The sequence below is a fragment of the Nitrospira lenta genome, from assembly GCF_900403705.1.
In the GTDB taxonomy this organism is placed as follows: Bacteria; Nitrospirota; Nitrospiria; order Nitrospirales; family Nitrospiraceae; genus Nitrospira_D; species Nitrospira_D lenta.
On the sequence record NZ_OUNR01000012.1, the window covers coordinates 248,373 to 267,567 of the forward strand.

Consider the following 19,195-nt stretch of genomic DNA (forward strand, 5'->3'; position numbering starts at 1 on the left):
ATGGTGACCTGTATCCCGTTCCCATACGAGGAAGAGACAGTGATGAGCCTCTGTGCTCGGTACGCCGAGAGAATGCCGTATAAAACAATCAGACAGGTGATGATAGAGCTGTTCGGAGTTCATGTAGGTACGCTTCATCCGACTATGCCACGGCATCTCCATCGGTTCATGAGCGTTCTACCACCGGGGCATGGGCTGAGCATCGAGACGATCATAAGAAACCACACACTCCTTGAACTGTACTGCTTCTTTGCGCATGACGGTTGGCAGGAGAGGACCACCCAACTAATGAGCGAAGAACTCGCCCTTTATCCAAGCCGTTTAATAGAGTCAAGTTACGCTTCTGGGAAAGTACCATTACTTCGGTATTGCCCCATCTGCAGCCGGATAGATCGAACAAAGCGGGGAGAGACCTACTGGCGACGGTTACATCAAGCGCCAGGGTGCTTGGTGTGTCCTGTCCACTGTGTGTTTCTCGAGGAGACCTCAGCCCGTGCCATGCTGCTGCGGCGTGAAGAAGCGTGGAGCCTCAATAGTCATACACTAGCCGACAACCCGCGAGTGCTAGACACGAATCAGAAAGATCATCACATACTGCTCCGACTAGCTAAGGACATGGAATGGTTGTTAGGGCATCCGGAGATGCTAGTCAGTCACGACACAGTAAAAACTGCATACGGCACAATTTTGGGAAAAGCCGGCTTCGTGACTCGCACCGGGCACTTTCAGGCTACAGCACTAGTAGAGAAAGCCCAGCAGTACTTCTCTCCCACGCTCCTATCATTGATCGGCGTGCCCATCAAAAACTTGGTTAATGGGATCCGAGGGCTGTTTAAAACAGATGAAGGACGACGCAGACCGGATCTCATCCGGCATCTCCTTGTACTTCAGCTGTTAGACCGATCCGTAGAAGAGTTCTTCAGCATGAAGCCGGTTTATAAATCTTCTAAGCTCGACGAGATCTATTCGCACGTTGCTGAACAGCGTGAAAATGAACTGAAAGGTCCTTGGCGATGTCCCAATCGAGCCGCTGGGCATTATGCCAAAATGGTCGTTAAGAAACGCAGAAAAGAGCGAAAGTGGGGCGATCGATGGGTCTTCAGCTGTAAGTGCGGTATGGTGTATCGGGCTACCCATCCTGATGGTCCAGGTCGTGTCTACAGCCGGCATATTGTTCATCATGGTGCTACATGGGACTCGAAGTTGCGCCAATTATGGGAGGAGCGGACTTTATCGCTAGTCGCGATTGCAAAGCAGCTCGGCGTCGATAGGGGGCATCTCAGACATGAGGCCCAGCGCTTACAACTGTCCCTACCAAGGAGCGTGGCGCCGCAAGGGGGAATCACGAGCTTTCCCCCTCCTAGAAGGCGACGCCGTGCGCCAAATTTAGCCTTTCATCGAAAGGTGTTCTTAACCCTTCTTCAGCAGCATCACGGAAAACCAAGATCTTTCCTTTCAAGAGAAGCGCCCCCAAGCTATGCCGCGTTATGGAGGCACGACCGGCCTTGGATGACAACACATTTACCGCCAAAACTCATGAAGCGACCCAGCCAACAGAAGAGAGATTGGCCTCTGATAGATCGCACCTGGGAGGGGCGTATTAAAGAGGCATACGCCAAGCTTGTCGGCGAGGGGATGCTGAAGCGGATTACGACAACCAGACTGTACCATGAAGCGGGACTGCGTCGTATTCCCCAAAAGCATAGGATACATGTTCCGAGCACAATGGCTGTCTTGGCTCAGCTATCGGAGAAGCGCGAGGGCAATGCGATCCGTCGCATTCAGTGGGCTGTACGGGTTGCGGGAGAATCCGGAGGTGTCTGTGTACTTAATAATATGACGACATGGCAAGAGCTGCGAATGTCATATAAGACTTGGAAGCTGCCGGTAGTGCAACAAGTCGTCAAACAACTTCAGACCAATGCCTTCTAAGCTTGATGCCCTGATGGGTAGCTTTCCTCGTCCCTATCGGGAAGAACTTTGGATGAGTGTATGGGAGCGCTACAGAGCTATGATGCGATTGCATCACGGTCTGAGTTGTAAAATCTTTGGATCACGCATCGCAAGCCTGCTCGGATCAGTCGCTGACCTTCACGAGATCGTTCATTTCATGCCACCGGGTTACTGTATGACTGCTGACGATCTTCTGAAAGGGCATACCTTGTACCCATGCTATGTGCCGTTCGTCAGTCCACGAGTCCGACAGCAATTAGAGAAGCTGCGACATGGGCGTGCAGCATTCTCTAGCTTATTCATAGGCCGCCGCAATACCATCGCTATGCCAGAATTCCTGCGGTATTGTCCGACTTGTGTTAAAGAGGATCGAGAAAGTCTTGGTGAAACCTACTGGCAGCGTCTTCCGCAGGTCCCTGGAGTGGAAGTGTGTCCCAAGCATGAGGTTTGGTTTGAGAACAGCTTAGTTCCGAGGACCGGGGGACATGAATTCATTACCGCGGAATCAGCCATTCCTACGGCCATTCCACGCCCTCTCAAGCTATATACGCTAGGAAGAGATTCCCGTGTGGCCGTGGCGAAGGACGTCCAGTGGCTTCTCCAGCATGGAAGCGTGGCCGCTCACTTTACCTATTCCGAGAAATACCGTTTTCTCATGGCGGAACGAGGATGGGGCACGTATCGCAAACGCCTTACCTGGCATCCATTTTGGTCCGCCTTTTCACAGATGCATCCGATAAGCTGGCTCCGAAGCCTGGAAGGCCATGGGAAGCCGCTCAGTACGGGACGAGGCATTCGGGCTCTCCTTTCGGCTCACGAGCGAGCGCTACCGCCTGTGTTTCATCTCTTGTTGATTCATTTTCTGGGCTTGACAGTTGAAGAGTTTCTACTGGCGCCTGACCGTCCCGATTGGTTTGGAACCAGTCCCTGGCCGTGTCTCAATCCGGTCGCGCCACATGTCAACCACCGTGCGGTGGTCCAGCATGAGGTGCGAACGCGTCGGCAGGATGGCCGGCCGATCGGAACCTTTCTCTGCGGGTGTGGCTTCAGCTATTCCCGCGTAGGGCCTGATTGGGGGCCTCTGGCAGCGTATCAATATGACCGTGTGGAAGCCTACGGGCTGTATTGGGAGTGGGTGCTTCGGAAAGGCTGGCAAGATCGGCGTGTGAGCCGTCAAGAACTCGCAACCCGCCTCGGCATTTCGAGCGTGACACTGTGGCAGGAAGCGCGTCGCCTCGGGTTGCTGCCCCTGTCGAGGTCTTCGCGAAAGCCTGGCCGTCAACTGCAGCAGGGGAGAGGGTCTGTCACAGAACGTGAGCGCCGGCGAACCCAGTGGGAGCAATTGGCACAACGACATCGCCGGACCATGAGTCAGGAGCGGCGTTGCCGTCGGCTCTACGCCTGGTTGTTTCGATGGGACCAGGCCTGGCTCGAGACTAAGCGGAGAACCACACGTGCACGTGGCTTCACACGGACATGGGCTCCTCGGCTTGATTGGGCGATACGAGATCGACAGCTTGCCGCGGCGATCACGAAGACCGGGATCCAGATCAAGGGGGAGCAGGGGATTCCCCAGTGGATCAGTACTCATCGGCTCGTGACGGCCTCGGGTCATGGCCGATGGATCGTTCTTAATCTTGGCCGGCTCCCAAAGACGCGGCAGGCCATCCAGTCTGCGGTGGAGTCTCGCGAGGCGTTTCGGGTGAGGCGAGAGACCTGGAGGATTCAGCACGGTGCATTGGCCAAAGGGGTGTCAGTGGGAAACCCGACCAATCCACGGTCAGGCGAGCTGTTTCAGCGGATTCACGGAGAGGCGGTCCGCGATGGGCAACAGGGTCTGTTTGGAGCAGAGGGAGGGGGCTGGTGAAAAGACTGGCCAGAAAACCGTGCGCGTTTTTCTAGGAGGCAGCCGATGACGGGTCCGACACCCTGCGGGTATGGCTGTGGTGCGGTGCTCCCGGTTGGGACGAATCGCGGGAAGCCGCGCCGCTTTCTCACCGAGTCCCACCGGCGTCGGTGGTGGTCCCAGGCTCGCCATCAGGGCGCCGTCCGTCTGCGAGCCAGGGCCCCTCGGCCATCCCGACAACCGAGAGAGCGATGGATCAATTTCCTCGCCCTTGCTCCATTCGATCGGCGACGACTGTTGGAAGTCTTGCTGGCTCAGGGGGAACGAGTGACGACCACAAACCCGTAGTATAGAGGAGCATGATGAACAGGGCAGACCCAAAGACCGTCTCCGTGCGGATCTCGATCACTGGGGCTCAGAAGGACAAGTTGCAACGCCGGATTAGCCATGGAGGGACCGGGACGCTCTCCAGTGAAATCGGTCGAGCGATTGATCAGTATCATGCTGGTCCCAAACAGGTCGAACAAGCTTTTCTCAGGGAGCTGAAGAACGCGAAACCGAAGGACTGTGAGCAAAAGCGGGTGCAGTGGCAACAGCTTGCCCAGCGTGGATTGCGAGAGATCGGGGGGACTCGGGACTGGGCTCCGCGTCTGGACTGGTCTGCTCGTGATCGCCAGGTGGCTGGGGCAATTACTCGGACGGCCGCACAGTTGAACGCGCATCAAGGCCCACCGCAGTGGATCAGTCGACATCGGCTCATCACTCACTCGGGCTATGCTCGATGGATAGCACCCTATTTGGATCGGCTTCCGCAGACACGCCAGGCAATCCAGACGGCAGTAGAAACACGCCAGGCTTTTCAACTGAGGCGAGCGGCCTGGTATGAGGGGAGGGAAAAAGAGGTAGCCGGTAAGGCGGCTGAGTCATGGTCACGACATCCCCCGGTGCCATCAGCGTGTGGGCAACAGGGGCTCTTTGATGCAAGCGAAGGGGGTTGGTGACAAATCCGGAGACAAAACCGTGCCCGTTTTCTGGAGGACATCCGTCTTCGTATGATAGAGCCGAGACTCTGTAGATGCGGCTGTGGGGGCTCTGCTGCCGGTTAGGACGGAGCACGGGAAGCCACGCCGTTCTTTACCGCGTGAGCCACGGCGCTGTGAGTGGCGGGTGAAAAGTCATGTATAGGACATGATCACTGAATGGACGATGAGGGTGTTGATACCGAGCCCACTGTGATGGCGGGTGTGAAAAAATTCTGGGCCGGCTCATGAGAGGAGAGACGAAATGACCCTGGGTCCTATGCAGGCATATAGCCAAGCCGTCCACAAGTATAGTGGGCGCAAAAAGCTCACGAACAAGGCCATGCTCCACTGGCTCGAGGTTGTGTTGCCCACATTGCCGCCTCGGACGCAGCAAATATTCGTCGATGAGCTTTTCTTTCTTACCACAGGGTTGCCGCCGATGTACGCCGACTCGGAGCCCACTAAGACAAGGAAATCTGCCGAGAAACCCGCGGGAAAGCGGAAAACCGTCAAGAGGAGCGCACAAGCAACACAAGACGCGTTTTATATTCAGCAGGAGGCAGTTGAGGCATTTGGAACAGAGTCCAAAGCGAATGTCTGGCTCACGCGACCTAACTCTCGCCTCAAGAACAAGACTCCACTTTTCCTACTTGGGACCAAAGCCGGTAATGCGCGCGTACAGAACCTTCTCAAACAGATTGAACACGAAAAGCAAAGTTAACGTGTGCCAAGGGGATCGGTTTGCCCGTTCCCAGAATCGTGCTTCGCACTTCTATACTCGGTGAGCAGGTCATGTACTCGAACTGGGTCTGGCCTTAGTGATTTAAGGCCATTTATCACGAAGTGAAATATGGAAATGAGTTGGTTTTCAGGTCTTACGAGGAAGGTTTCATGTCCCGCTAGATAGGGGTGCGTATTTCATGTTTCTTGACCGGTCAATTCGGGTAAATGACGGGGCTTAGTAATGGTCTATTTGAAAATTCTCTAGTCGAGTCCCGGCCACAAACAGCTCGCCATCTGATCTTCATCTCTACGATTTCGCAATTTAACTAGCTGGCTCGGACTACCGTTCCCCTTTGCCGCGCTCGTGTTTCCCTGACAGTTATACGAAACTAATCCTCTTCGGTAAGACCTCGGGTAACCCAGGAGGGCAAATCATGTTTGGAGAGCATTCTAAGGGGGCCCAAGTATCTCGCGAAGCGCTGTACGACCAAGTCTGGGCCACACCGATGACCAAGGTGGCCAAGGAGTATGGGATTTCAGACGTGGCGCTCGCGAAGATCTGCAAGAAACTGAATGTTCCCTACCCAGGGCGCGGCTACTGGCGGAGAAAAGAGACGGGCAAAACTGTTAAGCAAACGGCCCTCCCTCCTAGCCAAGATCCCAGCAAACAGCAGGTAACGATCCATCGAACCATTCGGGCTGAGATGACGTTTTCTGAGGACGTTGCTCAGAGGATCGCTGCTGAACAAGCGCCTGGACAGACCATCGAGGTGCCTGAACGCCTCGGCAAGACCCACCGGCTGATTAGCGGCCAACTCACCACCTGGCGATCTGCCTCTGTCGATGAGTATGGCGCCATTCAATCCGGCACGCTCCGGCAACTCAACATTCGGGTCAGTCCTCAAGCCCTCTCCCGTGCACTCAGAATCATGAATACGCTCTTCTGCGCATTGGAAACCCGCGGGTATCCAGTTGGCAACCAGGAGGGGTATAGGAAGACACTTGGGGTCCGAATCAATGATGAGCCTGTCGAGTTTGGTCTCGAAGAGAAATTTCAGCGGATTGAACTCCCGCAGGATCCGAAACGTCGGTCGAGTCCTTGGAGCTATCCTCGACACGAATATCGATATGTGGCGACGGGTATCCTCACCCTGAAGATCAATGAATGGGTGGATGGGGTGCAAAAGTCTTGGAGTGATGGGAAGACTGCGCGGCTGGAAACTACCCTCAATAACTTTCTCGTCGGCCTGTTGAAGGTTGCTGAAGCTCTCAAAGCCAGACGTCTCAAACAAGAGGAAGAAGCACGACTTCGGCAGGAAGCTCAGCGGCGCCGTGAGGAAGAAGAGCAACGACAACAAGAAAAGCAACGTAGACGGCAGGCTCTGTTCAACGAAGCGGAGAGCTGGGCGAAAGCTCAACAACTTCGTACCTACCTCGCCGCGGTGAAAGAAGCAGTGGTTACGAAACATGGAACGATCCAACCGGGCAGCGAAGCAGACCAATGGTTCAGCTGGGCTTATCAGCAAGCAGACGCCCTTGATCCGCTCCGATCTCCAAAATCCACCTGAAAGCAGGGATGTTCTAGATGGTCAGATTGTGGCATGGTACGAGCCCAGCGTTTGAAGGAGAACCATGCCACGAAATGATCAGGTCACCAGGCAATGGCATCTGTTGCAACGCCTGGGTGTTGCACGGAACGGACTAACTCTTGCCGAGTTGGTTGAGGCGATCCCTGCCGATTTGACGCGCCATCCTCGAACGGTCCGCCGTGATCTCGCCGCTCTCGAAGCCTCGCATTTTCCGCTCCTGATCGAGCGTGTCGATGGCGAAGTCCGCTGGCGTCTCCTGGACGGATTCAAAAACATTCCAGCCCTTCGTCTCTCACCGACGGAATTGATGGCCCTGGCTTTCAGCCGCCGTCTGTTAAGCCCGCTCCAAGGCACCTTGATTCAGACTTCTTTAAACTCAGCGTTGACCAAGATTTCCGCGGCCATTCCGGCTGGAGCCACCGAGTATCTCCAACGCTTGGACCAATGGTTCTCCGTTGGTCTGGGGCCGCACAAGAACTACAGGCATCATCGGGAGACGATCGATATCCTGTCGCAGGCCATCGCTCATCGGCACACCGTCCAGATGCGGTATTTCTCCGCCGGTCGCAATGCGACTACCAGACGGGAAGTGGACCCCTATCGCTTGCGCTATGTGGACGGCGGTCTTTATCTGATTGCCTATTGCCACTGGCGGAAAGACGTGCGGATGTTCGCGGTCGAGCGGATCAAAGCTCTCACCCCCACCGACCATCCCTATCAAATGCCGTTGCACTTCGATCTTGAGGCCTACGTAGAAGACGCGCTTGTCGTCATGCGGGGCGAGCGAATTACGGTCGAGCTGAAGTTCGACAAAGGCACCGCCGCCTGGGTAAAGGACCGGACCTGGCATCCCAGCCAGCAAGTGACGCCGCTCAAGACCGGTCAGCTCCTCATGACGCTCCAAGTGGCCGACACCCGCGAGTTGCTTGGCTGGATCCTCAGCTTCGGGAGCGGCGTGCAGGTCCTCAAGCCCGAGCGGCTGCAGCAAGCCGTGAAAGACGAAGCGACGAAACTCCTCGCTCAATAGTGACCTCGGATGTCACCATTGCCTGACCGGCTGAAGGCCGTCGGCGTGCAAAACTCCTTGAAAACCAAGCTCAGAGCGTCAATCTACCTACGATCTGCGGAGTGACCTGCGCTGTCACGCTCCTCGAATAGGATGGGGCTTCGCGCCACCTAATCAGAAGGAGGTTTCCACCATGGACAAGCCGGTGCCCCAACAGCCGAATCACGCAGCCCAACCGCTCTACGTCACCCTCATTCTCGATGAAAGCGGCTCCATGCAATCGTGCAAAGGCGCGGCCCTCGCCGGGTTTAATCAGTATCTCGCCACCCTCAAGCGGGAACCGGTCGAGACGCGCTTCACCCTCACGCTTTTCAATGCCAGCAAGACCGACGTGCGCTACCGGGCTGTGCCGGTGTCAGCCGTGCAGGACCTGGATGTGGAAACCTATCGCCCACAGGACGGTACGCCGCTCTACGACGCTATCGGGCACACCTTGTCTCTGGCCAGACAGGAAGCGCCGGCTGAGGCCAAGAAACTCTGCGTCATTCTCACCGACGGGGAGGAGAATGCGTCGCAGGAATACACCAGGAAGCAGGTGTTCAACCTTATCAAGGGTTATGAGAAACAGGGCTGGACATTTCTCTATCTCGGCGCCGATCACGACGTCTGGGCCGCTGGCCGCGATCTCGGTATTGCGGGAGACGGACTGATCTCCTTCTGCCGCAGTACGGTCGATCACACCTTCGATCAACTGAGCGAGGCCACCGCCCGCTACCGCCGCGACGACGGGCAACCGGCAGCCGATGCGTTTAGGCCCAACGAGACGCCGCCCTCGCCGGCACCGTCGTCCGGTGACCAGGATCAGCCGTCGTGGCTGAACTGACCGGGAGAAAGGAGATCGCCATGAAGACCCTCGGCTCTCTGATCGTCGTCCTGCTCTGGATGCCGGCTTCGCTCCAGGCGGAAGACCTCGGGAACCTCAGTGCGAACCCCTTTGACCAGGACTCCACGTCCAACCCCTTCGGGGCCGGCAGTCCTTTCAAGCCCGACGGGGTGAACAATCCCTTCAGCCCCTACGGCAGTCCCTTCAGCAACCGTTCGGTGACCAATCCTTTCGCCACAGATGCGCCCAAACTCTATGATCAGCAGGGAAATTATCGCGGCAAGCTGAGCGCCAATCCATTCGATGCAGACTCGACGAGCAACCAGTTCGGCCGCTACGGCTCGCCCTTTTCACCCGACTCGCTCAACAACCAATTTGGCGCGGGGAATCCGTTCAGGCCCGATTCGCCGAATAATCCCTATGGGCAAGGATGGAGAATCGAAGGCAAATAGAAACAGACCACATCGGAGGTCCCATGAAACACTTTATCTTTGGCATCCTCATCGGCAGCGCTATTACGGGTACGGCAGTAGGGGCAGGGAACTTGTACGACTCAAAAGGCAACGTGCAAGCGCCTCGTGGAAGCGTCCAGCAATACGATTACTTTCGCCAGCGGCAGCAGTGGTTGGATGTCGAAAATATGCGCAAGCAGATGGATCAACAGGAATTGAATCGCAAATCCGGTAAGCATCCCTGTTGAACAATGAACCGGTGGCCGCGAGTCGAGACGGTTTTTTAGAAAGGACAATGTGCCATGCTCATTACGGAATTGCCATTCGGGCAGCCTGGGCGGATTTTGCGAAGCCCGATGCCGTTTGGAAAATACGACCCGGAGGGCGTGATCTATGAAGCCTACCGGAATCATCACGTTTCAGTGATCGTGCTCCTGGCCGAAGACCGGGAGTGTCAGGCAAAGGCACACAGAGACCTGAGGGCGCTCTATATCCGGGACGGCTTCACGGTCGTACATCTTCCGATCGTGGACTTCGGCATTCCGGACGCGCAGGCGCTTCGCGTCGCTCTCGACGCCACTGTGAGCGAAGCGCAAGATGGTCGCCACCTGGCCATCCATTGCTCGGCCGGCATCGGAAGGACCGGACTCTTCGCCGCATGTTTGGCGAGAAGGCTGCTCAATCTGCCGGGTGAGTTGGCCATCGAGTGGGTCAGGCGACACATCGCGGGTGCGGTCGAGACGCCGCAGCAGAGGGACTTCGTCACAAGGATCAGCATCTAGCTTGTGATGGCAGATCGGCGGGACTCTCGAAAGGGGAATGTTTTCTAAATCTGAAGAAGAGTATTGTGATGCGAATGGTGCGCAGGTCAATAAGAAGGAACCCGCTATGTTCTCGATGAATATCAGCCTTCTGATACTTGTTCTCTTGCTGCCACTTGCCACAGTTCACGCGCAAGGCAATCGTTCCCGCGAGAGTTCTCCGCCGAAATCCCTGGATCCCATGAACCGCCCGATGGATGAATTGGGCGTAACCGGCAAGGACGACACTCTGTGCAGCGATCGCTGGTACTCGTGCACGACTTACGATCGTCAGCAGTTCGATCAGAAATATCCCGGCCGCCCGCTCAATGAACTGCTCCGCTACGGCGAACCGAACTGGCCCGATCGCGATGGTCAGCGAGGAGGCAGCGGCACATTTCACGATTCTTTGGACTACCGTGACAGGCAGGGCAAAGAGTGACCGCTAAAACTATCTCGACCTACCGTCTCGTGCCGGATCAGACAGAAGAGGGTTGAATGAAACGGACTTCAGGACAACTGTTGTACTCGCCGAGCGATCTTGTTCGCTATCTGGCCTCGCCGTTCTCGTCCTGGATGGACCGGTACTGCCTGGAGAATCCCGGTGCGGTAACGCCGGATGAGGCCACGGAGGATGAACAACTGATCGCCCAAACCGGCGAAGAGCACGAACGGGCGGTGCTTGATGACCTCAAGTCGTCGGATGCCGCCTTAATCGAGATTTCCAGGAACGATCCCGCCGGTGCCCGGGAGCAGACGTTGTCCGCCATCAGTGCGAAGACTCCCATTCTCTATCAGGCAGCGCTGGAAAGCGGGTCATTCGCCGGGTTTGCCGACTTTTTGATGCTGGATGATTCCGGACGCTATCAGGTGTGGGACACGAAGCTGGCTCGCTCGCCCAAGCCCTATTATGCCGTTCAGCTCTGCTGCTATTCAGAAATGTTGGCCGATGCGACCGGTGCCCCGATGCCGGAGAAATTCGGGATCATTCTTGGCACCAAGGAGCGGGTTGAGTTCCGGGTCGAAGACTTTATTCATTACTACCGCCACCTCAAGGCGAGTTTTCTTGCCATGCAGGACGGCTTCACCGGGAAAATGGCCGATTGCCCTGAGCCACTTCCACGGGCTGATCATGGCCGGTGGACATCCCATGCGGAGAAATTGTTCAACGGGCAGGACCACCTCGTCCTGGTTGCCGGAATCACGGTCGGCCAGATCAAGAAGCTCAAGCGGGCGGGGATCACCACGGTGGGGGACCTCGCCGCAGCGTCAGGCAAAACAGTTCCCAAACTCGACAAGGACTCAATGGAGAAGCTCGTCGCGCAGGCGCGCCTCCAACGCCAGACGCGCATCGACCGGGTAGCCAAGCCCGAGGCTCCACCGCGCTTCGAGATCTTGCCTCAAGCCGGAACGAACGGCGAACCGGTAGGTCTTGCGGCATTGCCCCCCGATCACCCGGCAGATGTCTTTTTCGACATGGAGGGATACCCCCTGGTTCCTGGTGGATTGGAATATTTGTTCGGGGTCTGCACGCGCAAAGGTCAGCCAGGGTCGTGGGACTTTACGGACTGGTGGGCACACGACCGTAATGAAGAGAAGTGCGCATTCGAAGGCTTTGTGGACTGGGTATTCAAGCGATGGAAGACGAATCCGGGCATGCACATCTACCATTACGCTGCTTATGAGGTTGGCGCAGTGAGGCGGTTGAGCACCTACCATGACACCCGCCAGGACGAGGTGGATGAGTTGCTCCGGAACGAGGTGTTTGTAGATCTCTATCAGGTTGTCCGCCACGGTCTACGTATCGGGGAGGACAGTTATTCTATCAAGTCAGTGGAGCGGCTCTACCGACCGAAGCGCACGACAGAGGTCGCTACCGCCGCTGACTCGATCGTGCAGTACGCCCGCTGGATCGAGAGCAGGCAGCCAGGAGATTGGAGCAAGAGCCCCATTCTAAAGGGTATCCGTGACTACAACGAGGACGACTGCAAATCCACGGCGGAGCTACTGCAATGGCTGAGGAAGGTCGCGGGTGAATACAAGATTGCTGCGGTCCATTCGGCTTCTGTATCAGCGCCAGCAACGCCACCGCAGCAGTTGCCGCCTGAGATCGTCGCTCGACTGGATACCGCGGCGAAGCTCCGTAAGGGGGAGGACGCGGTTTCGGTGGCGCTCGCTAACTTGATCGATTTTCATCGGCGGGAAGAAAAGCCCATGTGGTGGCGAATGTTCGACCGTGCGGCTGCCACTTCAGACGTGCTCCGTGACGATCCTGCTTGTATCGATGGCGTGCAAGCCGTGGGATCCCCGATGCCCGACAAACAATCGCTGGTGCAAGCCTACCGATTCGATCCATCGCAGGAGTGCAAACTTGCAGCCAGTGATAAGTCCAGAGTGATGTTCACGCACAACTTGGAGGCAAAGCTCACACTATCAGCGTTGGATATCTCTGCTGGTAATCTGGAACTCAAGATAGGCAAGAAGGGGCTGAACGAGAAGCTTGCAGGCACGTTCCCGTCGGGAGGGTCACTGCTTCCCGACGAATATGTCTCTGCGAAGACTATTCAGGATGCGCTGGCTGATGTGGCCACGCGACACTTGTCGAACCAGCTCCATCCCTCGGTGGCCGCACTCTTCAACCGTCAGCCACCCGCGATGTTGTTGAAAAAAGCCGATGAATCCACGACCCAGGCCGCCATCCGGGTTGCTGGTTCAATGTCCGGCGGGTGCCTGGTTATCCAAGGGCCTCCCGGTACGGGCAAGACGTTTACCGCCTCGCAGGTCATTTTGTCCCTTCTCATTGCCGGAAAGAAGATCGGCGTCGCATCCAATAGTCATAAGGCAGTGGTGAATCTTCTCATGGCCTGCGGCGACGCAGCACGAGAAACCGGCAGGAGTTTGCAGGGAATCAAGGTTGGAGGGGAGGCGGAAGGCCCGTTGTTTTCTTCTAACCTGAGTCTCAAATACGTCAAAGATACAGGTGAGGCGCGTGGGGCATACACAGAAGGCATCGTGGGGGGAACGGCCTGGCTCTTCACTCGGCCCGAGTGGGAAGGTGTGCTCGACTTCCTGTTCATCGATGAAGCCGGACAGGTTTCTCTCGCCAATGCAGTCGCTATGGCGCGATGTGCCAAGAATCTTGTGCTCCTTGGCGATCAAATGCAGCTCGAACAGCCTATTCAGGGCTCGCATCCCGGTGATGCCGGACTCTCTGTGCTGCAATTTGCCCTGAAGGATACCGTCGCCAGCCTGCCCGATGCGCCTCTGTTCCATGCGGTGGTGCCTCCGGAGTACGGCCTGTTCCTGGGCGAGTCCCGCCGGATGCACCCATCCGTCTGCCGATTCATCTCTGAAAGTAGCTACGAGAAACGACTGGTGTCCCATCCAGACTGTGCCAGGCAGAAGATCGTAGCCCCACTTGGCGCAACCGATCTCATCACGAGCGAAAACGGGATCGTTTTCAGCGGGGTCGAGCATGATGGAAATATTCAGCAGAGCGACGAGGAAGTTGAACGGGTCAAGGCGGTTTACGATGAGCTCTGCGGGCGTCTCTATACGGCCAAGGATGGCTCCACGAAGCCCTTGGCACTGGAAGACTTTCTCTTTATTGCGCCCTACAACGCTCAGGTGCGCGCCCTACAAGCCGCTCTTCCCCAAGGCGCCCGCGTCGGAAGTGTCGACAAGTTTCAAGGACAGGAGGCCTCGGTTTGCATCCTGTCCCTCTGCTCCAGCTACGGGGAATATGGTTCGCGGGGGCTGGCCTTCATTCTGGATCGCAACCGGGTGAATGTCGCCATCTCCCGTGCCCAATGTCTGGCAGTGGTAGTGGCCGACCCCCGGATTGCTCGCGCTACTCCAGGTTCTCTGGATGAAATGATGTTACTCAATCTGTTTTGCAAAGTAGTCGACTAATTACCGTGTAGTCGTGTGCAAGGCGGGTTCGGATCAAGCGGGGATAAATTCGAAAGGAGCCTGCAGGGGGAGTGAAAGGTCTGAGTCCCTAACAGCATCTATTACAGCGCCGCCCCCTCCTTAGTCTGGATGATTTCCCCCTCAAAAAGGGTTATTCTCGGCAAACTTTTGTGGAGAGTTTGGAGTGCTCGTTATTACACAACCAGTTAGGCATTATGGCGCTGAGCTGACAGCTGGAGCATTAAAAGTTCCAGAGAGCCGGATTATTGCTGATCTGCTTCTCCGAGGCGTCGCGCCAGAAGAATGGCATGAGACTCTTTATAAGCAGAATGCACTCCAAACCCGTAATCTTGAGACAGCGAGGCGAATAGGGAGACTGATCCGTCAGCGGCTGGAGTTAATGAATGCCGACCTCTGGCGGCTCGTTCGTGATGGATCAAAGACCGTGGCTACGCACGCGTGTCTCGCCGCCGCCATTAAGCACAGTGCCTTGCTCGGAGACTTCTTAGATTTGGTCGTCAGGGAACAATACCGCCTCTTCGCCTCAAAACTCTCGCCAACTCTCTGGGAAGAGTATCTGAATGACTGTCGAGGCCGTGACTCTATGATGCCGCTCTGGAACGACTCGACGAGGAGACGCTTGCGGTCGTCAGTGTACCAAGCACTTGCGCAGGCAGGATTTCTGGACAGCACACGAACGCTACGGCTTCAACCAGTCCATATTGCCTCCGAAGTGCTTGGCTATTTGCGGAACCAACGTGAAGAGTATGTGCTGCGTTGCATTCAGGTGTCTCCGTGAGTGATCTGCTGACCGATCGGCTTAACAAGATTCTTCCGCGGATCATCTCCGATGACTTCCTGAGCGGCAGCGGCATCGGGAACGAGATATCTTTCTACATCTTCGACTATCCGCCCGAAGAGGAACTCCGAGTACGAACTCACCTTCGTTTCTTAGTAGACCACATTCCCAAACAAAAACCAGAGCTTCGTTTCACACACATCAACCTGTTCGATCTAGTGTTGGATCACCTCAAGCAACGGAAACTGCTTGAGAAGGCACTTCAGATACAACGGGAGAAGGGTGACGAAGCGCTCAAGGCGGCGTTGGCTGGCCCCCTCCATCCTGAGAAGCTAGCATCGATCTTTTGTGAAGTGGCTAGGCCGGATCAGAACAAACTTGTCCTGGTGTCAGGTGTTGGAAGCGTGTATCCGCTGCTCCGAACCAGCGGCTTGCTCAGCAATCTGCAGAATGTGATGGGACCCATTCCTCTCGTGCTCTTTTATCCAGGAAAGTACGATCAACTGACCCTCAGACTGTTTGGGAAGCTGAGCCTGTCCGCACACGTTGACGGTGTAGCAAAAAGCAAGAAGCCGGAACATTATTACCGCGCCTTCAGATTAGTGCCCTAACAGAGGCTGACTATGAACATTCAGAATCTCTTCGAGCGAGACCTGTTTCGCTCCATCAATGGAGTCGTCAAGGCGGATCAGTTGGACGAATCGTCCGTCTGGCAGGAGTTGGACGAATTCGTTGTAACAAGAGAGCTTGATCAGCATCTCCGCCGCTTTTTCTCGACATATGGTGACGCGATCAAGCATCCCCAAGATCCCGATGTCGCAGGGAAGATTGGCGTGTGGGTGTCAGGCTTCTTCGGCTCCGGTAAATCACACTTTATTAAGGTTCTGTCCTACCTCTTGCAGAACAAGACCCATACGCATCAGGGACAGAGCAAGCGGGCGGTCGAGTTCTTCGAGAGCAAGATCAAAGATGCCATGTTGTTTGGTGACATCAAGCGAGCGGTCGCCTCGAATACCGATGTCATCCTGTTCAACATTGACAGCAAGGCCGACCACCGTATTGGGCGCGATGCCATTCTTGCCGTGTTCCTCAAGGTCTTGAACGAGATGCAAGGCTATTGCGGTGATCATCCTCAGATCGCACACCTGGAACGTCATCTGGAAGGGAGAGGCAAGCTCGCACAGTTCCACGACGCCTTTCGCAAGGCGACGGGTAGCGAGTGGACGGCAGACCGTGATGCATACCATTTTCACCGGGACGAAATCGTAAAGGCGCTCGGCGAAACGCTCAAGATGAGCAAAGAGTCGGCGGAGAAGTGGGTCGATGGGGCGGAAGGCAGTTTTGCCTTAACCGTCGAAAACCTCTGTAAATGGGTCAAGGAGTATCTGGACTCGAAAGGGGAAGAGCATCGTCTTATTTTCCTGGTCGATGAAGTGGGGCAGTTCATCGGGACAGATTCCCACCTGATGCTCAACCTTCAGACCATCACAGAAGAGCTGGGAACCATCTGTAAGGGCCGGGCATGGGTGGTCGTCACTTCCCAAGAAGATATCGATGCTGTGCTGGGTGAAATGAAACAGAGCAAGGCCAACGACTTCTCGAAGATTCAGGGACGCTTCCGGACGCGCCTCTCGCTCTCAAGTGCCAACGTTGATGAAGTGATCCAGTCTCGCCTCCTGGCCAAACGCGAGGAGGTGAAAAGCGACCTGCAGGAAGTCTTCCGCAAAAAAGGAGACATCCTCAAGAATCAGCTCACGTTCACCAATTGCGGAATGACCTTCAAGAACATCAAGGATGGCGAGGATTTCGTCCAGAACTATCCATTCGTGCCGTATCAGTTTCAGCTCGTCCAAAAGATTTTTGAGGCGATCCGAAGAGCGGGGGCCACCGGTCTCCACCTATCCCGTGGCGAACGATCGATCCTCGATGCGTTTCAGTCGGCTGGCAAGCAGGTTGCCCTCGAAGAGGTCGGCATCCTGGTCCCGCTCTATCGGTTCTACCCTTCGATCGAAAGCTTTCTTGATACCGTCGTCAAGAAGACCATCGATCAAGCCAAGGACAATCCGAGTCTGGAGCATCCGTTCGATATTAGTCTTCTGCAGGTATTGTTTCTCATTCGCTATGTCGAGGAGATCAAGGGGAACGTCGATAACCTGGTGACCCTGTGCATCACCGAAATTGATGCCGACCGACTGGCGCTTCGTCGCAAGATCGAAGGGAGCCTCCAGCGTCTCGAAAAGGAAACGCTCATTAATCGAAGTGGTGATGTGTATTTCTTCCTGACCAACGAAGAACGGGACATCAATCGGGAGATCAAGAATGTCGAACTCAGTAGTGGCGAGGAAGCCAAGCTCCTTGGAGAACTCATTTACAACGATGTCTTGAAAGAACAGAGAAAGCATCGCCATGCCGAGAACAAGATGGATTTTGCCTTCAATCGCTTCTGCGATTTGCTTCCGGTTGGAAATCGTCTCGACGGCGTATTGCAGCTCTCGGTTATTACGCCGCTGAATGATGAATACGGGTTGTACGACAATGCCAAATGCCTTCTGGACAGCTCAACCGAAGGCGGCAGTATTCTGGTCCGCTTGGGCAATGACGAGACTCTGGGCCGCGAGCTCCGGACATACCTCCAGACCGAGAAGTATGTTCGCCATAAGAATGATGGCACACTTCCAGAGTCGGCGAAGCGTATTCTCCGCGACCTATCCGGAAACAACCAAGACCGCCGAGCCCGTCTAGTCACACTCTTAGGCGAGATGTTCGCCGGAGCCGACTTCTATGCTGCCGGCCAGCCCTTGAAGCTGAAAGCCTCCACGCCATTGGCCGCACTTGACGAATCACTGGGGTATCTCGTCAAGAATACCTTCAATAAGATGGGGTACCTGAAGCGGCTGTCTCAGGAGCCATTAAAGGAAATTCAGGCCATCATTCGGAGTAACGACATCGGTCAGCAGACGCTGATCATGGCAACCGAGGAGGGCAACAAGCAGGCGATAGAAGACCTACGCCATTATGTCGCCCTGATGTCAGGCAATAATAAGCAGATCGTGCTCCAGGACATGATCGACAAGCGGTACTCGCTACGTCCATATGGGTGGCCGGAAGACGAAGTGGTGATGCTGATTGCCCGTCTCGTGGTGCTGGGCGAAATCAGTCTCATGATGGATGGGACGCTAATCCCGCTCGATAAGGCCTACGACGCCATCACGACCCCTGCGAAACGTCGAAAGATCGTGATCCTCAAGCGGCAAACCACCGACCCAAAGGCTATTCAAGACGCCCGTACGCTGGGGAAAGAATTGTTTCATGAGATGGGGCCTGATGGCGAGGATGCTCTGTTTGCCTTTCTGCAAAACAAGCTCAAGAGTTGGCAGTCATCCTTGATGAGCTACAGGCCGTTGGCGGAGACCGGCGATTACCCCGGTAGAGACCACATCGCAGATGGCCTCCTAGCTGTAAAAAAGCTGCTCGCTTCCGATAACAGCTATAAGTTCATCCAGCAACTCAACGAACAGAAGAATGAACTTCTTGATTTCGCCGATCACTTTACCAATCTCGAACAGTTCTACGAACACCAAAAGCCCACGTGGGAAAGGCTACGGAAGGCGTATGGCCGTTTTCAGCGAAATCGCCTTGAGCTTGAGAGGGATGCGCAGGCCGGAGTGGCGCTCAAACGGATGCAGCAAATCCTGAACGCATCGAGTCCTTATAGCCTGATCAAAGAGACCGAGGGGCTCATTGCCACAGTCAGTACCGTTAATAGCGCCCTCGTGGCTGCAGCTCGCCAGCAGGCTCTTGCCAAGATTGACGTGCATCTCGTCACAGTCACCAGGGATATTGAGGCAGCCAAGGGAGACGCAGGACTTCGCGTTGCCTGCATGAGGCCACTCGAAGAACTTAAGGGCGCAGTCCAGTCTGAAGAGAGTCTGGCTCACATCACACAAATAGAGACGGAGGCTCTGAAAGAATTCGATCTTGCAACCTATCGGATAGAAGAATCTGTTCGGAAAGCCACAGAGCAGCCCAAGGAAAAAGGAGAGCAGCCCAAGCCTATACTCAAAAAGAAACGGGTAGTGGAGCCAGCCAAGCTGGTCGCATCTCCCTATTTGGAAACGCAGGCGGATGTCGAAGCATTTCTTAAGACGCTGCGATCGGAGTTGGAGCAGGCACTCACTAAGGACGAACGCATCGAGATCCGCTGAGAAGA

The 19,195-nt window shown here is 55.6% G+C and carries 16 protein-coding genes and 2 pseudogenes; all 18 read left to right on the forward strand.

Translation table 11 applies throughout. The annotated features are described in order from the left end of the window. Positions 1-465: pseudogene (locus tag NITLEN_RS18830) on the forward strand (TniQ family protein); the annotation flags it as partial. A gap of 150 nt (positions 466-615) precedes the next feature. Further along, on the forward strand, positions 616-1,932 hold the full coding sequence (locus NITLEN_RS07510) for a TnsD family Tn7-like transposition protein (protein WP_245924406.1): 1,317 nt from the start codon (positions 616-618) through the stop codon (positions 1,930-1,932). Positions 1,933-1,945: 13 nt separating this feature from the next. Continuing rightward, positions 1,946-2,389: pseudogene (locus NITLEN_RS18835) on the forward strand (TniQ family protein); the annotation flags it as partial. A 132-nt stretch (positions 2,390-2,521) separates the two neighbouring features. Beyond that, positions 2,522-3,820: a TnsD family Tn7-like transposition protein gene (locus NITLEN_RS07515; protein ID WP_245924407.1), complete on the forward strand. Its 1,299-nt coding sequence runs from the start codon at positions 2,522-2,524 to the stop codon at positions 3,818-3,820. 45 nt (positions 3,821-3,865) lie between these two features. After that, entirely contained in the window at positions 3,866-4,147 is a 282-nt protein-coding gene (locus NITLEN_RS17875; RefSeq protein ID WP_146216132.1) for a hypothetical protein, read from the forward strand. A gap of 11 nt (positions 4,148-4,158) precedes the next feature. Beyond that, positions 4,159-4,800, forward strand: coding sequence for a TnsD family Tn7-like transposition protein (locus NITLEN_RS07520; protein WP_121988985.1), 642 nt, complete (start codon positions 4,159-4,161; stop codon positions 4,798-4,800). A gap of 460 nt (positions 4,801-5,260) precedes the next feature. Then, on the forward strand, positions 5,261-5,542 hold the full coding sequence (locus NITLEN_RS18840; RefSeq protein WP_425464143.1) for an antitoxin Xre/MbcA/ParS toxin-binding domain-containing protein: 282 nt from the start codon (positions 5,261-5,263) through the stop codon (positions 5,540-5,542). A gap of 436 nt (positions 5,543-5,978) precedes the next feature. Beyond that, positions 5,979-7,112, forward strand: coding sequence for a hypothetical protein (locus NITLEN_RS07530; RefSeq protein ID WP_121988987.1), 1,134 nt, complete (start codon positions 5,979-5,981; stop codon positions 7,110-7,112). Between the two features lie 64 nt (positions 7,113-7,176). Further along, positions 7,177-8,160, forward strand: coding sequence for a helix-turn-helix transcriptional regulator (locus tag NITLEN_RS07535; protein WP_121988988.1), 984 nt, complete (start codon positions 7,177-7,179; stop codon positions 8,158-8,160). A gap of 172 nt (positions 8,161-8,332) precedes the next feature. Continuing rightward, positions 8,333-9,022, forward strand: coding sequence for a vWA domain-containing protein (locus NITLEN_RS07540; RefSeq protein ID WP_121988989.1), 690 nt, complete (start codon positions 8,333-8,335; stop codon positions 9,020-9,022). Positions 9,023-9,042: 20 nt separating this feature from the next. Further along, entirely contained in the window at positions 9,043-9,474 is a 432-nt protein-coding gene (locus tag NITLEN_RS07545) for a hypothetical protein (RefSeq protein ID WP_219999407.1), read from the forward strand. 23 nt (positions 9,475-9,497) lie between these two features. Further along, entirely contained in the window at positions 9,498-9,722 is a 225-nt protein-coding gene (locus tag NITLEN_RS07550) for a hypothetical protein (protein ID WP_121988990.1), read from the forward strand. 54 nt (positions 9,723-9,776) lie between these two features. After that, positions 9,777-10,256 carry a protein-tyrosine phosphatase family protein gene (locus tag NITLEN_RS07555; protein ID WP_121988991.1) on the forward strand — a complete coding sequence of 160 codons (480 nt, stop codon included), beginning with the start codon at positions 9,777-9,779 and terminating at the stop codon, positions 10,254-10,256. A 37-nt stretch (positions 10,257-10,293) separates the two neighbouring features. Continuing rightward, positions 10,294-10,716 (forward strand): hypothetical protein, encoded by a 423-nt coding sequence (locus tag NITLEN_RS07560; protein WP_121988992.1) that lies wholly within the window; start codon positions 10,294-10,296, stop codon positions 10,714-10,716. Positions 10,717-10,772: 56 nt separating this feature from the next. After that, complete coding sequence (locus tag NITLEN_RS07565) at positions 10,773-14,186, forward strand: TM0106 family RecB-like putative nuclease (protein WP_121988993.1); 3,414 nt, start codon at positions 10,773-10,775, stop codon at positions 14,184-14,186. Between the two features lie 184 nt (positions 14,187-14,370). Further along, positions 14,371-14,985, forward strand: a complete 615-nt coding sequence (locus NITLEN_RS07570; RefSeq protein WP_219999408.1) for a DUF1819 family protein — start codon at positions 14,371-14,373, stop codon at positions 14,983-14,985. Further along, positions 14,982-15,596: a DUF1788 domain-containing protein gene (locus NITLEN_RS07575; protein WP_121988994.1), complete on the forward strand. Its 615-nt coding sequence runs from the start codon at positions 14,982-14,984 to the stop codon at positions 15,594-15,596. Before NITLEN_RS07570 ends, NITLEN_RS07575 begins: the two co-directional genes overlap by 4 nt. Positions 15,597-15,608: 12 nt before the next feature. Beyond that, the gene (gene brxC / locus NITLEN_RS07580) at positions 15,609-19,190 is read left to right on the forward strand and encodes a BREX system P-loop protein BrxC (RefSeq protein ID WP_121988995.1); all 3,582 of its coding nucleotides are present in this window, start codon (positions 15,609-15,611) and stop codon (positions 19,188-19,190) included. The last annotated feature ends 5 nt before the right edge of the window (positions 19,191-19,195 follow it).